Source organism: Streptomyces sp. NPDC007095, assembly GCF_040634475.1.
Taxonomy (GTDB): domain Bacteria; phylum Actinomycetota; class Actinomycetes; order Streptomycetales; family Streptomycetaceae; genus Streptomyces.
On the sequence record NZ_JBEYFS010000009.1, the window covers coordinates 28,932 to 48,932 of the forward strand.

A 20,001-nucleotide genomic window follows, 5' to 3' on the forward strand; every position below is an offset into this window, starting at 1 on the left:
TTCAGCTCGACCCCCCGGCGACCGCACCCGGTTCGTCCGCACTGGCCGGCACGGACTCGCCGACCGCGCGGCGTGCGGCCTTGACGATTCCGGCGGGTTGCGGCAGCGCGGCCTCCTCCAGTCGGCGCGCGTAGGGCATGGGCACTTCGGCGCTGCACACCCGTTCGATGGGGGCGTCGAGGTCGTAGAAGTGCTGTTCGGTGAGGCGCGCGGAGATCTCCGCGGCGAGACTGCCGGTGCGCCAGCCTTCGTCGACGACGACGGCGCGGTGCGTGCGCGCGACCGACTCGCCGATGGTGGCGTCGTCCAGGGGGCGCAGGGTGCGCAGGTCCACGACCTCCGCACTGATGCCAACCCTCGCCAGGTCGTCGGCGGCAGCCAGTGCCTTGGGCAGCGAGCCGCCGTAGGTGATCACCGAGACGTCGGTGCCGGGTCGGCGAACGGCGGCGTGTTCGATGTCGACCAGGCCCGTCACGGTGGGCAGTTCACCGGAGACGTTGTACAGGCTGCCGTGCTCGAAGATCAGCACGGGGTCGGGGTCGGCCAGTGCCGGGGCGAGCATGTGGCGGGCGTCCGTGATCGTCGCCGGGGCCAGCACGCGCAGGCCCGGGATGTGCGCGTACCAGCCCTCCAGGCTGTGCGAGTGCTGGGCGGCCAGCTGCCGTCCGGCGCCCGTGGTCATCCTGATGACGATCGGGACCGGCAGCTGGCCGCCCGACATGTGCAGCAAGGTCGCCGCGTTGTTGAGGATCTGGTCCAGGGCCAGCAGGCTGAAGTTGACCGTCATGATCTCGACGATCGGCCGCATCCCCGCCAGGGCCGCGCCGATGCCTGCGCCGACGAAGGCGGACTCCGACAACGGGGCGTCGCGGATCCGTTCCGGTCCGAACTCCTCCAGCAGACCGAGGCTGACGCCGAAGCAGCCGCCGTACCGGCCCACGTCCTCACCCATCAGAAACACCCGCTCGTCGGTGCGCAGCGCCTCGCGCAGGGCTTCGCGCATCGCCTCGCGATAAGTCGTCTTCTGGTCGGAGGTCGCGGGGGGTCCGGTGGTACGGGTATGGGTCGCTGTCATGGCCGGCTCGCCTCCACCGGGCTGGTGACGTACTTGAGCAGATCTTCGAGGGGCTCTTCGGGAGCCTGGTCGGCGGCTTCGACGGCGTCGTCGAGCTCGGCTGACAGACGGTCCTCCATGGCGGTGCGGGCCTTGTCCGTCAGCTCCTTCGCTTCCCGCATCCGCCGGGCGAGCCCTTCGACCGGGTCGCGCTCCCTCCAGTGTTCGATCTCGGCCTTGTCGCGGTAACGGTCGGGGTCGTACATGGAGTGGGCGCGGAAGCGGTAGGTGCGCATCTCCAGGAAGTGCGGACCTGTTCCGGCGCGCACTCCTTCGGCGGCCCGCCGGGCAGCGTCCTCGACCGCGAGGACGTCCATGCCGTCGACGGCCCACGAGACCATGCCGTACGCGGCGGCACGCAGCGCGAGGTCGGTCTGGGCCTGGTGGCGGGCCAGGGCCGTGCCCATCGCGTACAGGTTGTTTTCACAGACCAGCAGCAGGGGCAGTTCCCAGAGCGCGGCGAGGTTGGCCGTCTCGTGGAACTCGCCCTCGGCGAAGGCGCCATCGCCGAAGAAGCAACAGGTCACCCGGTTGCGGCCGGTCATACGGTCGGAGAGGGCGAGGCCGGCCGCGAGGGGCAGCCCGCCGCCGACGATCGCGTTGCCGCCGTAGAAGCGGCGGCCGACGTCGAAGAGGTGCATGGAGCCGCCACGGCCATGGCTGCAGCCGGTGACCTTGCCGAACATCTCCGCCATGATCGCCTCGGGCGGAACCCCGCGGGCGAGCGCATGGCCGTGTTCGCGGTACGTCGACACGACCGCGTCGTCGTCTGTGAGGGCCTCGTTGACGCCGACGGCCACGGCTTCCTCACCGATGTAGAGGTGCATGAAACCGCGGATGCGCGCCGCGCTGTACAGCTCCACGCAGCGTTCCTCGAACCGGCGGACGCGCAGCATCGACTCCAGCAGGGCCAGGCGGTGCGCGGCCTGACGGTTCGACCGGGCTGGGGGCCGGGGTTTGCGTGGGGTGCGGGTGGTGCTCATGAAGGCGCCTCCGTCATCTCCTGCGGGGAGGTGTCCTTCTCCAAAGTGGAGATGTCGCCTTCGGGCAGGCCCAGTTCACGCGCTCGCAGCAGGCGGCGCATCACCTTTCCACTGCGGGTGTGGGGCAGGTGCTGGTCGAAGGCGATCTCGCGTGGTGCCACGGCCGGGCCGAGCCGGCGCCTGGCGAATGCCAGCAGCTCCTGCCGGGTTCGAGCGGTCGCGTCGAAGCCCGGCCGCAACGTGACGAACGCCTTCACGATGTTCCCGGCGACGGGATCGGGCCGGCCGATCACCCCGGCCTCGGCGACCGCCGGATGCTCCATCAGCACGCTCTCGACCTCGAACGGCCCGATGAGGTGACCTGCCGACTTGATGACGTCGTCGGCGCGCCCGACGAACCAGAACCAGCCGTCCGCGTCGCGTCGTACCAGGTCACCGGTGAGGTACCAGCCGTCTGCGAAGGCCCCCGCGGTGCGTTGATCGTCGTGCAGATAGCCGCGGAACATGGACGGCCAGCCGGGCCGGAGTGCCAGCTCGCCCTCCACGCCGGGCTCCTCCAGCACGGTGACGCGGCCTTCAATCCTCTCCGCCCGGCCGTCCTCGCCGCGCCGCAGCACCGCCGCCTCCACGCCGGGCAGCGGACGCCCCATCGACCCAGGCCGGATCTCACAGGCGGCGAAGTTCGCGATCATGATGGCGCCGGTCTCGGTCTGCCACCAGTTGTCGTGCACCGGCAGCCCGAGGACGTCCTTTCCCCAGACCACGGCCTCCGGATTGAGCGGCTCACCGACCGATGCGATGAACCGCAATGCGCTGAGGTCGAACGAGCGGGGCAGATCGTACGGTCCCGACCGCGGCGTCGTCCGCATCAGCATCCGCAGCGCCGTCGGCGCCGTGTACCAGACACTGACTCGCTGGTCGGCGAGGATCCGGTACCAGCGGCGGGCGTCGTAGTCGCCCGCGTCCACCACGACCGTGACACCGTGCATGAGCGGCGCGACGATTCCGTAGGACATACCGGTGACCCAGCCCGGATCGGCCGTGCACCAGAACACATCGTCCTCGTGGAGGTCCAGGGCGTACAGCGCGGTCACGTAGTGGGCGACGGCCGCCTCGTGCACATGCACGGCGCCTTTGGGGGTGCCTGTCGTACCGCTTGTGAAGTGCAGCAGGGCCATGTCGTGGGGCGAGGTCGGCGGAATGGTGAAGGTGTCGGCCGCCCCGGTCATCAGCGCGGCGAGGGAAGCGGTGCCGGGCAGCTCATCCGCGCCCTCGCCGACGATCAGCACGTGGCGCAGGGCGGCGAGTCTCTCGCGTTGCCCGGCGACCTTCCTGCGATACAGATCCGCCGTGGTGACCAGTACCTGGGAATCGCTCAGCGTCACTCGCTGGGCGACCGGATCCGGCCCGAAGGCGGAGAACAGTGGGCACAGGACGCTGGTGTTCTTGAGCGTGCCCAGGACCACGGTGTACAGCTCGGGGCAACGGCCCAACAGCGTCACCACCCGGTCGCCGTGACCGATGCCGAGGGTCCGGAGCACGTTGGCGAAGCGTGACGCGGAACGGGCCAGCTCCCCGTACGTCACACAGGTCACGGAATCGTCCCGCCCGACACAGCGCAGCGCGACCGCCGCGGCGCGGTCCGACGCCGCATGCCGGTCCACGGCCTCGTGCGCGATGTTCAGACCCCGCCCGCCGGGCAGCCCCTGCAGGTTGGCGCGCGCCTGCGACCAGGTGAAGCTCGCGCGCACCTTCTCGTAGTCGCCCAGATTGGGCTCGACGCGAGGCGGAGTAGCCTTCCGGATCGTTTCCCACCGCATAGCGGCCCCTTTCTGCGAGCCCTCTTCGACCATCTGTCCGCGCCGTCCGGTACGCACTGGGCCGAACGGCCCTGGTGCGTGGCCGTCGAGCCCTATGACGACCGCTCCGGCCCTCCGGCCGCGGATGCAGCAGAGTGAGCCGGGCCGATCGAGTGGGCGAAGACGAACGGCCCCCGGCCCATGGCCCGCATGGCCCTACCCGAGTGGTGCCGGACCAGAAATCCTGGGTTCGTGGACTGTGTGAGGCACCCGTGATGTCCCACTTGCCAGACGCGGTGCTGAAGGAGAACGGCCATGACTACGGTCCCCGACGTGAACGCCTGCTCCCCACCTGCGTCCGGCGGGTCGAATATGGGGAAGGAGGGCATGGTCGCGCTGGTGGAGGTGTTGACCGGGCGCGGTTTCACCGTGATCGGGCCCACCGTGCGGGACGGTGCGATCGTGCTGGCCGAGCTGGAGTCGGCCGACGAGCTGCCGTACGGGTGGGGTGTGGAACTTGAAGCCGGGCGGTACCGGCTGCGGGAGCGGGCCGACGGTGCCGCCTTCGCGAACGCGGCGGGCCCCCAGTCGTGGAAGCAGTTCCTGCATCCGGCGAAGGTGCGGCAGTGGCGTGCCGACCGGGTGAGCGAGGAGATCGTGTTCACGGCCGAGGAACCCCCGGCACCGCGGTACGCCTTCCTCGGGGTGCGTCCCTGCGACGCACGGGCCATCGCCATCCAGGACCGGGTACTCACCGGAGGGACCCACCGCGACCCCGTCTACCAGGGGCGGCGCGCAGGAGCGCTGCTCATCGCGGTCGAGTGCACGGAGCCCGGCGGCACCTGCTTCTGTGTCTCGATGGGCACGGGCCCCGCGGCCCCTCCCGGCTGTGACCTGGTGATCACCGAGGTGGTCGATGACGACGGCCACCGCTTCTGGATCCGCGGCGGTAGCCGGGAAGGCGACGAGATCCTGGCGGAACTGCCCGTCCGCCCGGCCGACCCCGCCACCCGTGAGGCGGCCCGCGCGGGCGTCGCCGCCGCCGCGGACCGGATGGGACGGACCATGCCCGAGGCCGACCTGCGGGAGCTGATGGCCGGCACGCTCGACGCCCCCCGCTGGGACGACGTTGCCGGGCGCTGCCTGACGTGCGGCAACTGCACCATGGTGTGTCCCACCTGCTTCTGCACCACCACCGAGGACGTCACCGACCTCACCGGTGACCACGCGGAGCGGTGGCGGCTGTGGGACTCCTGCTTCGACCTGGACTTCTCCCAGTTGCACGGCGGCCCCGTCCGGACGTCCCCGCGCAGTCGCTACCGGCAGTGGATGACCCACAAACTCGGCACGTGGTACGACCAGTTCGGCTCCTCCGGCTGTGTGGGCTGCGGCCGCTGCATCGTGTGGTGCCCGGTGGGCATCGACATCACCGAGGAGGCCGCCGCTCTGCACGACTGGACGCGGTCCGAGGCATCGGGGCAGGCACCGTGACCGAGCTGCCGCCGCCCCTGGACTTCCTGCCACTCGCACAGCGCGAGCGGCTGATGGCCCTCGGGCTCGACGTGGTGTTCCCGGCCGACGCGCGCCTGTTCGACGAGGGTGCAGAAGCCGACCGCTTCTGGCTGCTGCGCGGCGGCAGGGTCGCCCTCGACATCTGCGTTCCCGGCAGGCAACCGGAGACCCTGGTGGAAACGCTCGGTCCGGGCCAACTACTGGGCTGGTCGTGGATCTGCCCGCCGTACCGCTGGCACCTCGGTGCACGAGCGGTGACCGCGGTGGAAGCCACGGAGTTCCCCGCCACCGACGTCCTCGCCCTCTGCGCCGCCGACCCAGAACTCGGCTACGCCCTGATGCGCCGCTTCACCGAGGTGGTTGCCGAGCGCCTGCAGGCCACCCGCATCAGGCTGCTGGACCTGTACGCACCCCACGGAAGCGGCTCGCCATGAGCACCGTGACGCCGCCGCTGCCGTACCGGGTCGCCGAAACCCGGGCGGAGACTGCCGACACCCGCTCGGTGGAACTGGTTCCTGCCGACAGGGAACTCCCGCCCTTCTCACCGGGCCAGTTCGCGATGATCTACGCGTTCGGGGTCGGTGAGGTGCCGGTCTCGGTCAGCGCCCTGCGCGGCTCGCACGGGGGCCTCGTGCACACCGTACGCGCGGTGGGGGCGGTCTCGACCGCCCTGTACGACCTGTGTCCGGGAGACACCGTCGGGCTGCGCGGGCCGTTCGGCACCCGCTGGGACCTGGACGCTGCGGTCGGCCAGGACGTGCTGGTGATCGCAGGCGGCATCGGGCTCGCGCCACTGCGACCGGTGGTGCACGCGGTCCTGGGCCGGCCGGCCGCCTACGGTCGGCTGGGGATCCTGGTGGGAACCCGTACCCCTGACGATCTGATCTACCTGGAGGACATCGAAAGCTGGCGCGGCAGGGCCGAGGTGGGGGTGACCGTCGACCGCCCCGGCCCGGGCTGGCAAGGCTCGGTGGGGGTCGTCACCACCCTCCTCGACGCGTTGGCACTCCGGCCGGACCGGACCCACGCGCTGGTGTGCGGGCCCGAGGTGATGATGCGCCACACCGCGCGAGCCCTGATGGGCCGAGGCCTCGCCGCGCACCGCGTTCAGGTGTCGCTGGAACGCAACATGCGCTGCGCCTCCGGCCACTGCGGCCACTGCCAGCTCGGCCCGCTGCTGCTGTGCCGTGACGGACCTGTGGTCGGCTACGACCGCGTGGAACGCCTGCTGTCCGTACGGGAGTTGTGAGATGGAAACCGACCGAGGACCGGCCGGCGTCCCAGGACGGTCCACCGCCCGAGCGGCGGACACCGATCTGGGACACGCCGCCCGCCGACGAGCGAACCCGGACCCCCGGCCCACGCTCGCCGTGTGGAAGTTCGCGTCCTGCGACGGCTGCCAGCTGACCCTGCTCGACTGCGAGGACGAACTGCTCGGCCTCACCGAGCAGGTACGCATCGAGCACTTCCTGGAGATGTCCGCCACCGAGGGCCCCGGCGGGGGGCGCGCGGAGCTGTCCGGACGTGGTCCGTACGACCTCTCCCTGGTCGAGGGCTCGATCACCACGGCCGAGGACGCCGAGCGGATCCAACACATCCGGCGCATCTCCCGGCGCATGGTGACCATCGGAGCCTGCGCCACCGCGGGCGGCATCCAGGCACTGCGCAACTTCGGAGACGTCGATGCATTCCGCGCGGCGGTCTATGCCCGCCCGGACTACATCGCCACCCTGGAGACCTCGACCCCGATCTCGGCACACGTACCGGTCGAGTTCGAACTCCGGGGCTGCCCCATCGACCGCCGCCAGCTTCTCGAAGTCATCACCGCCCACCTGTCCGGACGCAAACCCCAGATCCCCAGCCACAGCGTCTGCTTCGAGTGCAAGAGGCGCGGCACCACCTGCGTCACGGTGGCCCACGGCACCCCCTGTCTGGGCCCGGTCACCCATGCCGGGTGCGGTGCCATCTGCCCCGCCTACGGACGCGGGTGCTACGGCTGCTTCGGACCGTCCGAGCGGCCCAACCTGCGCTCCATGGTCGCGCAGCTGCGCCGCGACGGAATGAGCGAGGCGGACATCCTGCGTGTCTTCCGCACCTTCAACGCCGCGTCGCCGGAATATGCCCCCGTAGCCGATCTCGCCGCCGAGGAGCAGGACACCCCTCGGGCAGGAACAGAAACCGACCCGGAAAGGCCCGCATGAGCCATCGCGGAACCCGCGTCCTGCGGCTGGACGCACTGGCCCGGGTGGAAGGCGAAGCCGCCCTGCACCTGCGCGTACAGGAGGAGACGGTCACCGAGGCGCGGCTGCGTATCTACGAACCACCCCGGTTCTTCGAGGCCTTCCTGATCGGCCGGGGCCACACCGAGCCACCGGACATCACCGCCCGCATCTGCGGAATCTGCCCGGTCGCCTACCAGATGAGCGCCTGCCAGGCGATCGAGAACGCCTGCGGTGTCACCGTGGACGGGCCTCTCGCGCAGCTGCGCCGACTGCTGTACTGCGGCGAATGGATCGAAAGCCACACCCTGCACATCTACCTGCTGCACGCCCCCGACTTCCTCGGCCGGGCCGATGCCGTCGAACTCGCCCGCGACCAGCGGGCGGCCGTCGAGCGCGGCCTGCGGATCAAACAGACCGGCAACGCGATCCTCGAACAACTGGGCGGACGCCCCATCCATCCGGTCAACGTCCGCGTCGGCGGCTTCTACCGCACACCGGCGCCCGAGGAACTCCGTCCGTTGGCCGAACGGTTGCGGCAGGCCCGCGACGACGCACTGGAAACCGTCCGCTGGGTGGCGGCGTTCGACTTCCCCGACGCGGCAAGCGATCACGACCTGCTCGCACTGCGCGACCCGGGCCGCTACGCCATCGACTCCGGCACACCAACGGCCATCACCGCCCACGGCCGAACCCCTGCGCTGCGCGAGTTCCCCGTGTCCGACCTCGAACAGCACGTTCACGAAGAGCAGGTGCCGCACAGCACCGCTCTGACCGCCGCGCTCGACGGCCGCCGCTACCTGACCGGCCCCCTGGCCCGCTACGCGATCAACGGCCGGTGGCTCCACCCGGTTGCGGCCGAAGCCGCCAGGGACGCCGGGCTGGGCGACCCCGTGGCCGGGGACATCTGCGACAACCCCTTCCGAAGCATCGTGGTACGCGCCGTGGAGGTGGTGCAGGCCGTCGAGGAAGCCCTGAGGATCATCGAGGGCTACGAACAACCGTCGCGGTCGGCTCTCGACGTCCTTCCGCGGAACGCGGTGGGCGCCGGAGCGACCGAGGCACCCCGCGGGCTGCTGTACCACCGCTACGCCCTTGCCGAGGACGGCACGCTCACCGCAGCCCGCATCATCCCGCCCACGGCACAGAACCAGACGGCCATCGAGGAGGACGTACGCCGGGCCGTCCAGGCACGCCTGGACCGGCCCGGCGCCGCGGCCGACGACGAGGAGCTCATTCGCTTGTGCGAGCGGGCCATCCGCAATCACGACCCCTGCATCTCCTGCGCCGCCCACTTCCTCGATCTGACCGTGGAACGCGCATGACCGGCCGGGTCGTGGTGATCGGCGTGGGCAACCCCCTCCGCGGGGACGACGGGGCGGGTCCGGCGGTGGTGGAGGCCTTGCGAGGCAGGGTCCCCGACGACATCGTGCTGGCGGTCAGCGACGGCGAACCCGGCCGGATGCTCGAACTGTGGCGCGGAGCGGACACCGTGGTCGTCGTGGAAGCCCTCCGCCTGCGTCCGGCCAGGCCGGGCGAGCTGCACACCCTGACAGCGACGGAGGCGGCCGGCCACGGGACTGGTACGGCGAGCACGCACGCCCTGGGGCTGGGGGAATGCCTCGCTCTGGCGGAAGCCCTCGACCTGCTCCCGCGGAAGGTCGTCGTGCACGCCGTTGAGGTGGCCGATGTCGAACTCGGCACGGGACTGAGCGACCCGGTGCGCTCGGCCCTCCCCGAATTGATCGACCGCACCTCCGCCTCCGTACTCCAGGCCCCCGAAGGGAACCACCAGCCGCAGACGTCTGGCGGTGCGCCTCTGCCGTGAGCGGCCGTGGCGCGGATGGACGAGCCATGGACCTATGGCCCCCGGAAGGGGCCTAAGGGCCCCTCGTGCCCCGGCGAGAGAGGGTGCAACGGTGAAGTCGGTCCCATGCGCTGCAAGCCCCAAGGAAGGCGGTGGGGACGATGACACTCCCTCTGGTTGTAGGCATCGACGGATCGGACTCGAGTCTGCTTGCCCTCGACTGGGCCGTGGACGAGGCAGTCCGCCACGGTGTTCCCCTCAGGCTCGTCTACGCCTCCCTCTGGGAGCGATACGAGGGTGCCCTGCCGTCCATCGGTCTGGCGCGCCCCTCCGAGCAGGTGCTGGCGGAGCACATCGTGGCTTCCGGGGCGGAGCGCGCCGAGCGGCGCAACCCTGACGTGAAGGTCACCACCGACATCCTCACGGAGGAGGCCGCAGCCGCCCTCGTGCGCGAGGGTGATGGTGCGTCCGCGCTGGTGACGGGGTCGCGCGGTCGCGGTCAGTTCAAAGGAATGCTTCTCGGGTCAGTCGGTCTGGCCGTGGCGGGCAGGGCTCGTTGTCCGGTGATTGTGGTCCGCGGCGATCGGGCGGGCATGGCCGGAACGCATGAGCGGATACTGCTTGGCCTGGGGGACGCCGACACCACCGCCGAGACCGTGCGGTTCGCCTTCCGCGAGGCCGAGGTGCGCGGTTGCATCCTGGACGTGGTGCGGGCCTGGCGCAGTCCCGCCCACCGGAGTCGTCCTCCGGAGGAAGCGGCGAACACTCCCGAGGAGGAGGCCTCCGCGCGGCTCGACGCCGTGCTCGCGGAAGCGAACGCCGAGCATCCCCGGGTACGGACGCACCGTGCGACGATCGAGGGGGCGGCCGGCAAGATCCTCGTGGACCGATCGGCAGCCGCTGACCTCGTGGTCGTCGGGGCCCGGCCCAGGACAGGCCACTTCGGACTCCAGCTCGGATGCGTCGGTCACACACTTCTGCACCACGCCCAGTGCCCGGTCGCGGTCGTGCCGCAGAGGCCGTGACCTCCCAGGCGGGCACGCGCGCCGTCCGTGACGGCCGGCGCCGGGCGCCCCAGCGGCTCCCGCAGATGGCACGTGGCCGCACCGGCCGACAACTCGATAGGCACGGTGTACGACGTCGGCGCCGCGACGGACGCCCGGTGCAGCGCCTCCGAGGCCGGCTGCCCGGCCTGCCGGTCGAAACCCGGTGATCAGATGTCCGGGGCGACAGGCACGGTGCCGTCCGGATGCGTGGGCAGCGGTTGTTCGGTCCAGATGGTCTTACCGCGGCGGGTGTGGCGGGTGCCCCAGCGGTCGGTGAGCTGGGCGACGAGCAGGAGCCCGCGGCCGCCCTCGTCGGTGGTCCGCGGGTGGCGCAGGTGAGGGGCGGCGCTGCTGCCGTCGGTGACCTCGCAGATCAGTGCGCGGTCCCGGACAAGCCGTACCTGGATGGTGCCCGGGGCGTACCGGATGGCGTTGGTGACCAGCTCGCTGACGATCAACTCCGTGGTGAAGGCGAGCTCGGACAGCCCCCAACTGGTCAGCTGGCGGTCGGCCAGGGTGCGGGCGGTGGCCACGATCGCGGGATCGCTGGGGAAGGTCCAGGAAGCGACTTGGTCGTCGTTGAGGACACAGGTCCGGGCGAGGAGGAGCACGACGTCCTCCGCGGCTCGTCCGGACAACTGCGAGTAGATCACCGCGTCGCACGCCTCCCGCATGCACGCATGTTGCTGGCCCAGGACGCACCGCAACCGCGCGACGCCTCCGTCCTCGTCCGATGACCGGCGGACCAGTCCCTCGGTGTAGAGGGCGATCAGAGTCCCTTCCGGCAGGCGTGTATCCCAGGTCTCGAAGGGCAGCCCGTCGCCGCCCAGCGGCGGTCCGGCGGGTGCGTCGGCCGACGCCACGTGCCCGTCGGGGTGGGCGTGGAGCGGGGTGGGATGCCCGGCGCGGGCCACGACGAGATGCCGGCTCACGGGGTCGTAGACCGCGTAGGCGCAGGTGGCGGTGGTGGGCTGAACGTCCAGTGGGTCGTTGGCGGCGGCCAGACGGCCCTCCTCGGCGAGCCGGACCATCAGGTCGTCCAGGTGCGCCAGCACCTCGTCGGGGGTCAGGTCCAGGGCGGCCAGGCTTTGAGTCGCGGCGCGCAGCCGGCCCATGGTGGCCACGGCACGCATGCCGTGGCCCGCCACATCCCCGACCACGAGTGCGATCCGTGCGCCGGACAGCGGGATGACGTCGTACCACGGGACGTCGTGCCACGGGCCGCCGGCGTGCCCCGGAAGGTAGCTGAAAGCCGCCTCGACGGCATTCTGGTCGGGCAGTCGGCCTGGCAGCAGGCTGTTCTGCAAGACGAGGGCGGCAGTGTGCTCGCGTGTGTAACGGCGGGCGTTGTCCAGACCCAGTGCAGTGTGCGCGGCTAGTTCGCCGACGATGGTCAGGTCGTCCTCGTCGAAGGGCTCGGGCGTCACGGAGCGGTAGAAGCTGGCCACCCCGAGCACGACGCCGCGGGCGGCCAGCGGCACGACCATCATCGAGTGCACCCGCGCGGCGCGCATGCGGTCCGCCCGGAGCGGATCGTGCGCCAGCCATGTGTCGTCGTCGTTGACCTTCGGGATCAGGCGGGGCCGCAGATCGGCCAGGCATTGGGTGAGCGGTGTCGGGAAGCCGTAGGAGGCCTTCTCGCCGATGGCGTAAGCGGGCCGCAGGCCGGAGGCCTCGATCACGCGGAACGCGGTGCGCCGGAACGTGACCTCGGCGGGCACCGGTCCGGGCTCGGGCGCCTCGCCCCGGTAGACGGAGTCGAGCACGTCCACGCTGACGGCGTCGGCCACGCGTCCCACCACTGTCTCGGCCAACTCCTCCGCGGTACGGGCGAGGTCCAGGCTGGTGCCGATGCGCATGCTGGCGTCATTGAGGAGCTCGAGGCGCGATCGGTACCGGTAGCGCTCCGTGACATCAATGGCCAGGCTCGCCACACCAAGAGGCTCTCCTGCGCGATTGCGCAGCCGGAACGCCGACAGGGAGAACAGGTGTTCTCCCTGTGGATCGGCGGGCGGATACCCTGGCTGGACGAAGTCGATGACTGGCTCGCCCGTCCTCAGGACGTGCCGCAGCAAATGCTCGACGGTGTCGGTCACCACGGTGGGCGCGACCTCGCGCGCCGGTCTCCCGATGACGTCCTCGGCACGCACGTCGCGCATTCCTGGCGAGGCGGTGTTGAACCGCACCAGACGCAGTTCGGTGTCGAGGACGTGCAGTCCCATCGGTGACTCGGTCAGCAATGCATCCAGCACCGCCCGGTCGAAGTCACCCGGATCTGCACCGCGCGTGGCAGCGAGGAACACCGCCCAGGTCACCGGGCCCTTGGGGCTGATGTGCGGCCACATCCACCACTCGACGTCCACCGGCAGACCGGACCGGTCCCGCAGGCGCACCCGGCAGCCGCCGCTGACCGGCGGCGCCTGCGGAACGCCTTCCTCCTCGTCCGGCTCCGGCCGGACGAGGAGCGGCGACAGCGGTCGGCCCACCATCTCCTCGCGCCGGTGACCGAGCAACGCCTCGGCTTCCCCGCTCCACTCGATGATCACCCCGTCGGCGTCCAAGAGGACCCTGGCCTGCGATGTTGTCAGTGCGTCACCGCCCGCCCCCTTCCCTGAAGCGGTCATGGCAGCCCTCCAGTCCCCCGGAGTCCGCGGCGTCCGCCCGGTAGGCACCGCCCCACCGGGACCATGCCGGGCCGATGTCACTCCTTCAGGGTGGCAGGCGACCGGGCCGCTCGGCATCTCGAGTCCCGGCACGATGTGCGGATGTTCCGAACCCGGCTGGGCAGCGCGTCACGAAAGCTACCGCAGCGCCGTCCGTCATGTGCCCGGAGGAGCATCTCTCGCGGTGCGGTGATGGCTCGCAGAGCGTGGAGGCGAAGGGACGACCGGTCGGGCGGCTGAGAGCCGCAGGAGAGGCGGGACAGATGGACACGGATGTCTCCGAGCCGAAGATCGTGTCCGGTGTCGACGGGTCGACGTCCTCGCACGACGCCCTGCGATGGGCCGTTCGCTACGCGGGCCTTGTGGGCGGCACCGTGCACGCGGTCGCCGTGTGGGAGCTGCCGGGGCTGGGTCGCCGTGGTCCACGAAAGCTGGCACCCGGAATCCCGGCTGCTGCTCGGCTCCGCTGGCCAGGCGCTGCTCGCGAGCGGGCGGTCGATCGGCAACTCAGCATCGACAGCGAGCTCGGCGGGCTGTACCCGGTGATCCACCAGCGGCACAGGAGCCGCTACTCACTGCGTGCTCTCGAGTCCACTCGGGGCGGCATCCTCGCCGCTGAGCCGGGACTCGACGCCCACCACGCCTTCCAGAGCGCGGACGAGGCGCTCGGCCACCCAGATGAGCGAGGTGTCGTGGACGCGTCCGCGGAGTGTGACGACCCCGTCCCGCACGGACACGTGGATGGCGTGACTGACGGTGGGAAACAGGTAGGACACCACGGTGCGGCGGACTTCCTCCTCGATGTCCTCGTCCGAGCGCAGGAAGACCTTCAACAGGTCGCCTCGGCTGACGATGCCGCAAAGCCTGTCCTCGTCATCGACCACGGGCAGTCGCTTGACGTGCTTCTTGGCCATGATCTGGGCTGCCTGGGCCAAGGTGACGTCGGGGCCGATCGTGGCAGCGGGCGTGCTCACGAGCTCCTCAGCGGTCAGCGCCTCAGCCTTGGCCAGGGCGGACCGGCGACGAATCCGACCATGGCGGGTGAGTCCGCATTCCCGGAACTCCTCCTTGGGCAGCAGGTCGGCCTCGGAGACGACGCCGACCACCCGCCCCTCGCCCTCCACGACCGGCACGGCACTGACCTGCCGCTGCTCCATGGCCCGCACGATGTCCTGGAACCGCGCGTCGCGCCCGACGGCCACCACCGGCAGGGTCATCACATCGCTCACGATGTGCGGAGCATCAGACATGTCCTGAGTCCTTGAAGGGCGAGGCGGAGGGGAAGGGCGAGGCGGAGGGTTGGTTCGGCCGTATGCCTCCAGCATTGCCGCCGCCCGGCGTGCCGCAATCCGGCCCAAGACTGCCTGCCCGCTCCGGGCCCCGGCTGGTATGTCGCGGCGGCTCTCGGACGGTGCGACGGTATTCACAGGTGGGCCTTTCGGCAGCCGGACGTAGAAGGCGGTGACGGCGATGGAACTCCCGCTGGTCGTGGGCGTCGACGGATCGGACTCCAGTCTGCTTGCAGTCGACTGGACGGTGGACGAAGCGGCTCGGCACAGGCTGCCGCTGCGTCTTGTGTACGCCTCCCTCTGGGAACGTTACGAAGGAGCCCAACCGTCCTTCAGCACTGACCGTCCTGCTGAGAAGGTCATGGCGCAGCACATCATCGCTTCCTGCGTGGAACGAGCCCGGCTGCGCAATCCCGAGGTGAAGGCGTCGGGCGAGGTACTCCCCGACGATGCCGTTTCCGTGCTGTTGCGTGCGGGTCCCGAGGCGTTCGCTCTGGTCACCGGCTCTCGTGGGCGTGGCGAGATGGCCGGGCTGCTCCTGGGGTCGGTCAGCCTCGCAGTGGCGGCGCGCGCCGCCTGCCCGGTCATCGTGGTCCGTGGCGCGGAGCGGAACCTCCGGGGAGCCTGTGACCGGATCGTGGTGGGGGTCGGGGACCCGGGCGGCGGCGAGGGCGCCGTGCGGTTCGCCGTCCGCGAGGCCGAGGTGCGCGGCTGCGCCCTGACGGCCGTACGGGCCTGGCGCAGTCCGTCCCACGAGCCCGTGGACCACATGCTGATCGCGGACGACGCCGCCCGGTTGCGCGAGGAACGGGCCTCGACCGGCCTCGACGACGCACTACGCGAGGCCATGCGGGAACACCCCCAGGTCGATGTCCGTCGCCAGCCGGTCGAAGGCCCCGCGCACCGCGTCCTGTTGGAGGCATCCGTCCAGGCCGACCTGATCGTCGTCGGCGCTGTGCGCCGGCACGGCCACATCGGGCTGCAGCTCGGCAGGACCGCCCACGCCCTGCTGCACCACTCTGAGTGCCCGGTCGCCGTCGTCCCCCAGCCGGTCTGAGGCCCGGCCTGCGGGCTTGGGCCTGCAGCGGCCCCGGAGGAGAGATGAGGGCGACGGATGTCGGAGTGGACATGGGAGTGGACGGGCTACGACCCTGCCGCCGAACGGTTGCGTGAATCGCTGTGCACGCTCGGAAACGGCTACTTCGCCACGCGGGGCGCGGTGCCCGAGTGCCGGGCGGGCCTGGTCCACTACCCGGGAACCTACGCAGCCGGGTGCTACAACCGCCTTGAGTCGACCGTGGCGGGGCGGCAAGCAGTAAACGAGGACCTGGTCAACCTCCCCAACTGGCTGCTACTCCGGTTCCGTCTGCGCCACGCCGAGGGATCGTGGGGCCCGTGGTTCTCCCCGGACACACACGGCCTCCTGGATCACCGGCACACCCTGGATCTGCACCGCGCCACGCTCACTCGTGCCTTCCGCCACCGGGGCGACGAGGCAGGCGTGCTCGGCCTCGAGCAGACCCGCCTGGTGCACATGGGGGATCCTCACCTGGCCGTGCTGCGGACGGTCTTCACGGCCGAGGACTGGTCGGGAGAGGTCGAGATCGAGTCCTGTCTCGACGGAGAGGTGATCAACGGCAATGTGCACCGTTACCGCGCCCTCAATCGCCGCCATGTGACCCATGTGCGGACCGGGGCAGAGGAGCCCCACACGGTCTGGCTGAGCTGCCGGACCAGCACGTCGGACATCGCCGTCGCCATGGCTGCCCGAACGACGGTCGTAGCCGACCTGGCCCCGGTCTCATCGGAGCTTCGTCCGGGCCGCCACAGCGCCGTCCACCGCCTCGTGGTCCCGATCGCTCCCCGTCAACCCGTCACTGTGGTGAAGACCGTGGCGCTGCACACCTCGCGGGACACCGCAATCAGCGACCCGCTCGCCGAAGCAGTCGACCGGCTGTCCACAGCGGCGGACTTTCCCGGCCTGCTGGACTCTCATGTCGCCGCGTGGGAGCGGTTGTGGCGGCGCGCGGACATCCAGGTACCCGGCGAAGCCGGTCGCATCCTGCGCTTCCACCTCTTCCATGTCCTGCAGACGCTGTCACCACACACCGCGGACCTGGACGTGGGCGTCCCCGCGCGGGGGCTGCATGGCGAGGCGTATCGCGGTCATGTCTTCTGGGACGAGCTCTTCGTCCTGCCGTATCTCAACCTGCACTTCCCGGAGGTCTCCCTCGGGTTGCTGAACTACCGCTACCGGCGCCTCCCGCGGGCCTGCCGGGCAGCAGCCGCGATCGGCCGGGCCGGGGCGATGTACCCCTGGCAGAGCGGCAGTGACGGCCGCGAGGAGACCCAAGAGTGGCATCTCAACCCCCACTCGGGGCACTGGCTGCCCGACCACTCCCGACTCCAGCACCACGTGGGCTCGGCGATCGCTTACAACGTGTGGCAGTACTGCGAGGCCACCGGCGACACGGAGTACCTGCACACCAAGGGCGCGGAGATGCTACTGCAGATCGCCCGCTTCTGGGCGGACCTCGCCGTCTTCGACCCCGGCCTCGGACGCTACCGGATACGCGGGGTCGTCGGCCCCGACGAGTACCACGACAGCTACCCGGGTGCCGCCCTGCCGGGGCTGGACGACAACGCGTACACCAACGTGACCGCCGCCTGGGTCCTCACCCGCACCTTGGACCTGCTGCGGCGCCTTCCCGCGTGGCGCCGCGAGGAACTGTTCGAACGCGTCAGGCTGGATGGCAGCGAGCTCCTGAAGTGGGACGAGATCTCACGTCGGTTGCGGGTGCCCTTCCACCAGGGCGTCATCAGCCAGTTCGAGGGCTACGACGACCTCGCCGAGCTCGACTGGGACGCCTACCGCACGCGCTACGGCAGCATCCGGCGGCTGGACCGGATCCTCGAGGCCGAGGGCGACACGGTCAATCGCTACAAAGCGTCCAAGCAAGCCGATGTCCTCATGCTCGACTACCTCTTCTCGCCCACCGAGCTGCGGCAGCTGTTCCTGCGTCTCGGGTACGACCTGGACGGCGAGGTCTGGCGCAGAACCGTCGACTACTACCTGCGGCGCACCAGCCACGGCTCCACTCTCAGCGGACTCGTCCACGGCCTGGTCCTCGCCAGGGCCAGACGAGCCGAGGCATGGCAGTACGTCCAGGAGGCCCTCGAAGCGGACATAGCCGATATCCAGGGCGGAACGACCGGTGAAGGCATCCATCTCGGGGCCATGGCCGGGACCCTCGACCTGGTCCAGCGCGGCCTGACGGGACTGGAGACGCGCGAGGACGCTCTGTGGCTGGACCCGGTGCCTCTTCCCGCGCTCTCCGAGTACGGGTTCTCGCTGCGCTACCGCGGTCACTGGGGTGTCGGCCTACGCCGTCACGGCGGCCAGTTGGAGATCGGTGTGCCCGACTCGGAGGAGAAACCGATCCGCGTGGTGCTGGCCGACCGCGCCGTGACCATCGCGCCCGGGGAGACTTGCACGCTCGTACTGGCGGAGAGTTGATCCGTGCGGGCGCCGAGAGGGGACGGTATCGATCCCCACGGCAACGCTCGGCACGTGGCTGAGCCCGCTGTCCGACCACCGGCTGGTACGAGCAGGCTCCCGGGGGCGGGCGCGACTCCGTTTCCGTGCCCTGGACAAGGCGGATGTGTGGATTGATCAGCAGACCACGCTCGTCGTGGCGCGCAACAACAGCGGCAAGACATCATTCGTCAACCTCTTCGAGAGGTTCCTCGGCGACGACGACACACAGTTCATGCTGGAGGATTTCTCCACCCGCCGCATCGCCGACATCGAGCAGGCGCTTCAGATCTTCGGCGAGGCGAACGGGCAAGGAGCTCCAACAAACGCCGGGTGGATCACCAGGTCGTGGCCACTGAGCGGAGGGCGGTCCAGGTGTCGTTCTCGCGGGCGTAGTCCATGGTCAGTTGCAGTGGCCAGGCCGCGTGCGCGCCATAGACAGTCGCATCGGTGACGATCCGGCCGACGAGGCGGGCAGCGCCTCCCTCGACATCGACGGTCACGCTCTTCTCGTTGACCGAGTGGTAGACGAACCTTCCGGCTCGCATCTGTGACAGCCATTCAGCCTTCGGCTGTTCGTACCCGGTGATGTGAGTGAGGGTGAAGCCGTCGTCGAGCAGGTCGTCCAGAGTGTCGGTGTCGCCGTCGGCCATCGCTTGCAGGTGGGCACGGTAGGCCTCGATGACCCGATCACGGGCTCTCTGGTCGGGTGGTGTGGGCACGGGGGCTCCTGCCGTTGTGGGGGTTGTCGGCCTTGTACGTGAGGTGGCCGTATCAAGTGGTTCATCGACGTACTCTCCGCCGCGGTTACGCGTTCCACCACGGCGGATGACCTCCGGGTCGGGGCCGCTGCACAACCCGGTGTCGAGGGCGTCGATGGCCGCCACCTCGTCCGGCGTGAGGGTGAAGTCGAAGACGTCGAAGTTCTCGTTGGTGCGTCAGGCCTTCAGCTCGGCGAAGGTCGCACCGTCGACCACGAATCGGTAGCGAACATCGGAGGCGAGGATCCGCTCGTAGGCGGTGTTGATGTCGTGGGCACCGATCAGCTCGATCTCGGCGGTCACACCATGTTCGGCGGCGAAGTCGAGCATCTCCTGCGTCTCGGCGATGCCGCCGAACAGCGACCCCGCGTAGGCGCGGCCGTTCTGCAACAGGGGGAAGACATCCAGCGGCATCGGCTGTGTGGTCACGCCGACGCTGACCATGGTGCCGTGCAGGCGCAGCATGCCCAGGTAGTCCTTGAGCGCCACCGGTGCGCTGACGGTGTTGAGGATGATGTCGAAGGTGTTGGCCAGGTCGGTGAAGGCGGACCCGTCGCCGGTGACGGCGTAGTGGTCGGCGCCGAGGGCTGCGGCGGCGTCGCGCTTGCGGTCGGACTGCGAGAGGACGGTGACCTCGGCGCCCATGGCCTTGGCCATCTTGACGCCGAGGTGGCCCAGTCCGCCGAGGCCGACGACTGCGACCTTGGTGCCCGGCGCGGCGCCGTAGCGCTTGAGCGGCGCGTAGACGGTGATGCCCGCGCACAGCAGCGGCGCTGCGGCGGCCGGGTCGAGGGTGTCGGGAACGCGGACGACGAAGTCCTCGGGTGCGACGATCGCCTCCGAGTAGCCGCCCTGGGTGTGGGCGCCGGGCTCGGCCGGGTCGGGGCTGCCGAAGACCAGGGTGTGGCCGTTGAGGCAGTACTGCTCCTGCCCGGCCCGGCAGTTCACGCACTCGCGGCAGGAGTTGACCATGCAGCCGATGCCGACGAGGTCTCCGACCTGGTGGCGGGTGACCTCGGATCCGGTCTCGGTGACCCGTCCGACGATCTCGTGGCCGGGGACGAGCGGGCTGACCGGCAACGGGCCGAACTCGCCGCCGACGAAGTTCATGTCGGAGTGGCAGATGCCGCAGTACAGGATGTCGAGCTTGACGTCGTGCGGGCCGACGTCGCGACGCTCGATGGTGAGGGGAACGAGCGGCTGACGCACGTCGTGGGCGCCGAACGCATTGACGGTGGTGGACACGGTGAATCCTTCGAGCGTAGTTGTGCTG

The 20,001-nt window shown here is 70.3% G+C and carries 17 protein-coding genes and 1 pseudogene; 10 read left to right on the forward strand and 8 right to left on the reverse strand.

The features are described from left to right. Window position 1 precedes the first annotated feature (1 nt). The 3 genes from ABZ656_RS05030 to acsA form a co-directional block, all read right to left on the reverse strand. On the reverse strand, window positions 2-1,075 hold the full coding sequence (locus tag ABZ656_RS05030) for an alpha-ketoacid dehydrogenase subunit beta (RefSeq protein WP_360264650.1): 1,074 nt from the start codon (window positions 1,073-1,075) through the stop codon (window positions 2-4). Next, window positions 1,072-2,010, reverse strand: coding sequence for a pyruvate dehydrogenase (acetyl-transferring) E1 component subunit alpha (gene pdhA / locus ABZ656_RS05035; RefSeq protein WP_360264774.1), 939 nt, complete (start codon window positions 2,008-2,010; stop codon window positions 1,072-1,074). Before pdhA ends, ABZ656_RS05030 begins: the two co-directional genes overlap by 4 nt. Before the next feature lie 83 nt (window positions 2,011-2,093). Continuing rightward, entirely contained in the window at window positions 2,094-3,917 is a 1,824-nt protein-coding gene (acsA, locus tag ABZ656_RS05040) for an acetate--CoA ligase (RefSeq protein ID WP_360264653.1), read from the reverse strand. Between the two features lie 294 nt (window positions 3,918-4,211). Here acsA and ABZ656_RS05045 point away from each other — a divergent pair, with 294 nt between their 5' ends. The 7 genes from ABZ656_RS05045 to ABZ656_RS05075 all read left to right on the forward strand — a co-directional run bounded on the left by ABZ656_RS05045 (window position 4,212) and on the right by ABZ656_RS05075 (window position 10,459). Further along, window positions 4,212-5,387 (forward strand): 4Fe-4S dicluster domain-containing protein, encoded by a 1,176-nt coding sequence (locus ABZ656_RS05045; RefSeq protein WP_101407093.1) that lies wholly within the window; start codon window positions 4,212-4,214, stop codon window positions 5,385-5,387. A 53-nt stretch (window positions 5,388-5,440) separates the two neighbouring features. Continuing rightward, on the forward strand, window positions 5,441-5,842 hold the full coding sequence (locus ABZ656_RS05050) for a Crp/Fnr family transcriptional regulator (protein WP_360264776.1): 402 nt from the start codon (window positions 5,441-5,443) through the stop codon (window positions 5,840-5,842). Next, complete coding sequence (locus ABZ656_RS05055) at window positions 5,839-6,657, forward strand: FAD/NAD(P)-binding protein (protein WP_360264656.1); 819 nt, start codon at window positions 5,839-5,841, stop codon at window positions 6,655-6,657. Before ABZ656_RS05050 ends, ABZ656_RS05055 begins: the two co-directional genes overlap by 4 nt. Window position 6,658: 1 nt before the next feature. Beyond that, on the forward strand, window positions 6,659-7,609 hold the full coding sequence (locus tag ABZ656_RS05060) for an oxidoreductase (RefSeq protein WP_101407095.1): 951 nt from the start codon (window positions 6,659-6,661) through the stop codon (window positions 7,607-7,609). Beyond that, a complete protein-coding gene (locus ABZ656_RS05065; RefSeq protein WP_101407096.1) occupies window positions 7,606-8,952 on the forward strand; it encodes a nickel-dependent hydrogenase large subunit in 1,347 nt (448 codons plus the stop codon). The genes ABZ656_RS05060 and ABZ656_RS05065 overlap by 4 nt, the downstream gene beginning before the upstream one ends. Continuing rightward, on the forward strand, window positions 8,949-9,455 hold the full coding sequence (locus ABZ656_RS05070) for a hydrogenase maturation protease (RefSeq protein ID WP_101407097.1): 507 nt from the start codon (window positions 8,949-8,951) through the stop codon (window positions 9,453-9,455). Before ABZ656_RS05065 ends, ABZ656_RS05070 begins: the two co-directional genes overlap by 4 nt. A 140-nt stretch (window positions 9,456-9,595) precedes the next feature. Continuing rightward, window positions 9,596-10,459, forward strand: a complete 864-nt coding sequence (locus tag ABZ656_RS05075) for a universal stress protein (RefSeq protein WP_101407098.1) — start codon at window positions 9,596-9,598, stop codon at window positions 10,457-10,459. Between the two features lie 188 nt (window positions 10,460-10,647). Here ABZ656_RS05075 and ABZ656_RS05080 read toward each other — a convergent pair whose 3' ends face one another. Next, window positions 10,648-13,104 carry a SpoIIE family protein phosphatase gene (locus tag ABZ656_RS05080; protein WP_360264661.1) on the reverse strand — a complete coding sequence of 819 codons (2,457 nt, stop codon included), beginning with the start codon at window positions 13,102-13,104 and terminating at the stop codon, window positions 10,648-10,650. A gap of 302 nt (window positions 13,105-13,406) precedes the next feature. Here ABZ656_RS05080 and ABZ656_RS05085 point away from each other — a divergent pair. Next, a pseudogene (locus ABZ656_RS05085) lies at window positions 13,407-13,568 on the forward strand (universal stress protein); the annotation flags it as partial. 147 nt (window positions 13,569-13,715) lie between these two features. Here ABZ656_RS05085 and ABZ656_RS05090 read toward each other — a convergent pair. Then, entirely contained in the window at window positions 13,716-14,393 is a 678-nt protein-coding gene (locus ABZ656_RS05090) for a CBS domain-containing protein (protein ID WP_360264664.1), read from the reverse strand. A gap of 220 nt (window positions 14,394-14,613) precedes the next feature. On the opposite strand from ABZ656_RS05090, the gene ABZ656_RS05095 reads away from it, so the two are divergent. Both ABZ656_RS05095 and ABZ656_RS05100 read left to right on the forward strand, forming a co-directional pair. Further along, window positions 14,614-15,489 carry a universal stress protein gene (locus ABZ656_RS05095; protein ID WP_101408392.1) on the forward strand — a complete coding sequence of 292 codons (876 nt, stop codon included), beginning with the start codon at window positions 14,614-14,616 and terminating at the stop codon, window positions 15,487-15,489. Window positions 15,490-15,546: 57 nt separating this feature from the next. Then, window positions 15,547-17,949: a glycosyl hydrolase family 65 protein gene (locus ABZ656_RS05100; protein ID WP_101407101.1), complete on the forward strand. Its 2,403-nt coding sequence runs from the start codon at window positions 15,547-15,549 to the stop codon at window positions 17,947-17,949. Window positions 17,950-18,151: 202 nt separating this feature from the next. On the opposite strand, the gene ABZ656_RS05105 is transcribed toward ABZ656_RS05100, so the two are convergent. From ABZ656_RS05105 to ABZ656_RS05115, 3 genes are all read right to left on the reverse strand, one after another. Then, window positions 18,152-18,280, reverse strand: coding sequence for a hypothetical protein (locus tag ABZ656_RS05105; protein ID WP_360264668.1), 129 nt, complete (start codon window positions 18,278-18,280; stop codon window positions 18,152-18,154). Between the two features lie 25 nt (window positions 18,281-18,305). Beyond that, complete coding sequence (locus ABZ656_RS05110; RefSeq protein ID WP_218978365.1) at window positions 18,306-18,689, reverse strand: nuclear transport factor 2 family protein; 384 nt, start codon at window positions 18,687-18,689, stop codon at window positions 18,306-18,308. A gap of 216 nt (window positions 18,690-18,905) precedes the next feature. Further along, window positions 18,906-19,973: an NAD(P)-dependent alcohol dehydrogenase gene (locus ABZ656_RS05115; RefSeq protein WP_360264671.1), complete on the reverse strand. Its 1,068-nt coding sequence runs from the start codon at window positions 19,971-19,973 to the stop codon at window positions 18,906-18,908. Between the last annotated feature and the right edge of the window lie 28 nt (window positions 19,974-20,001).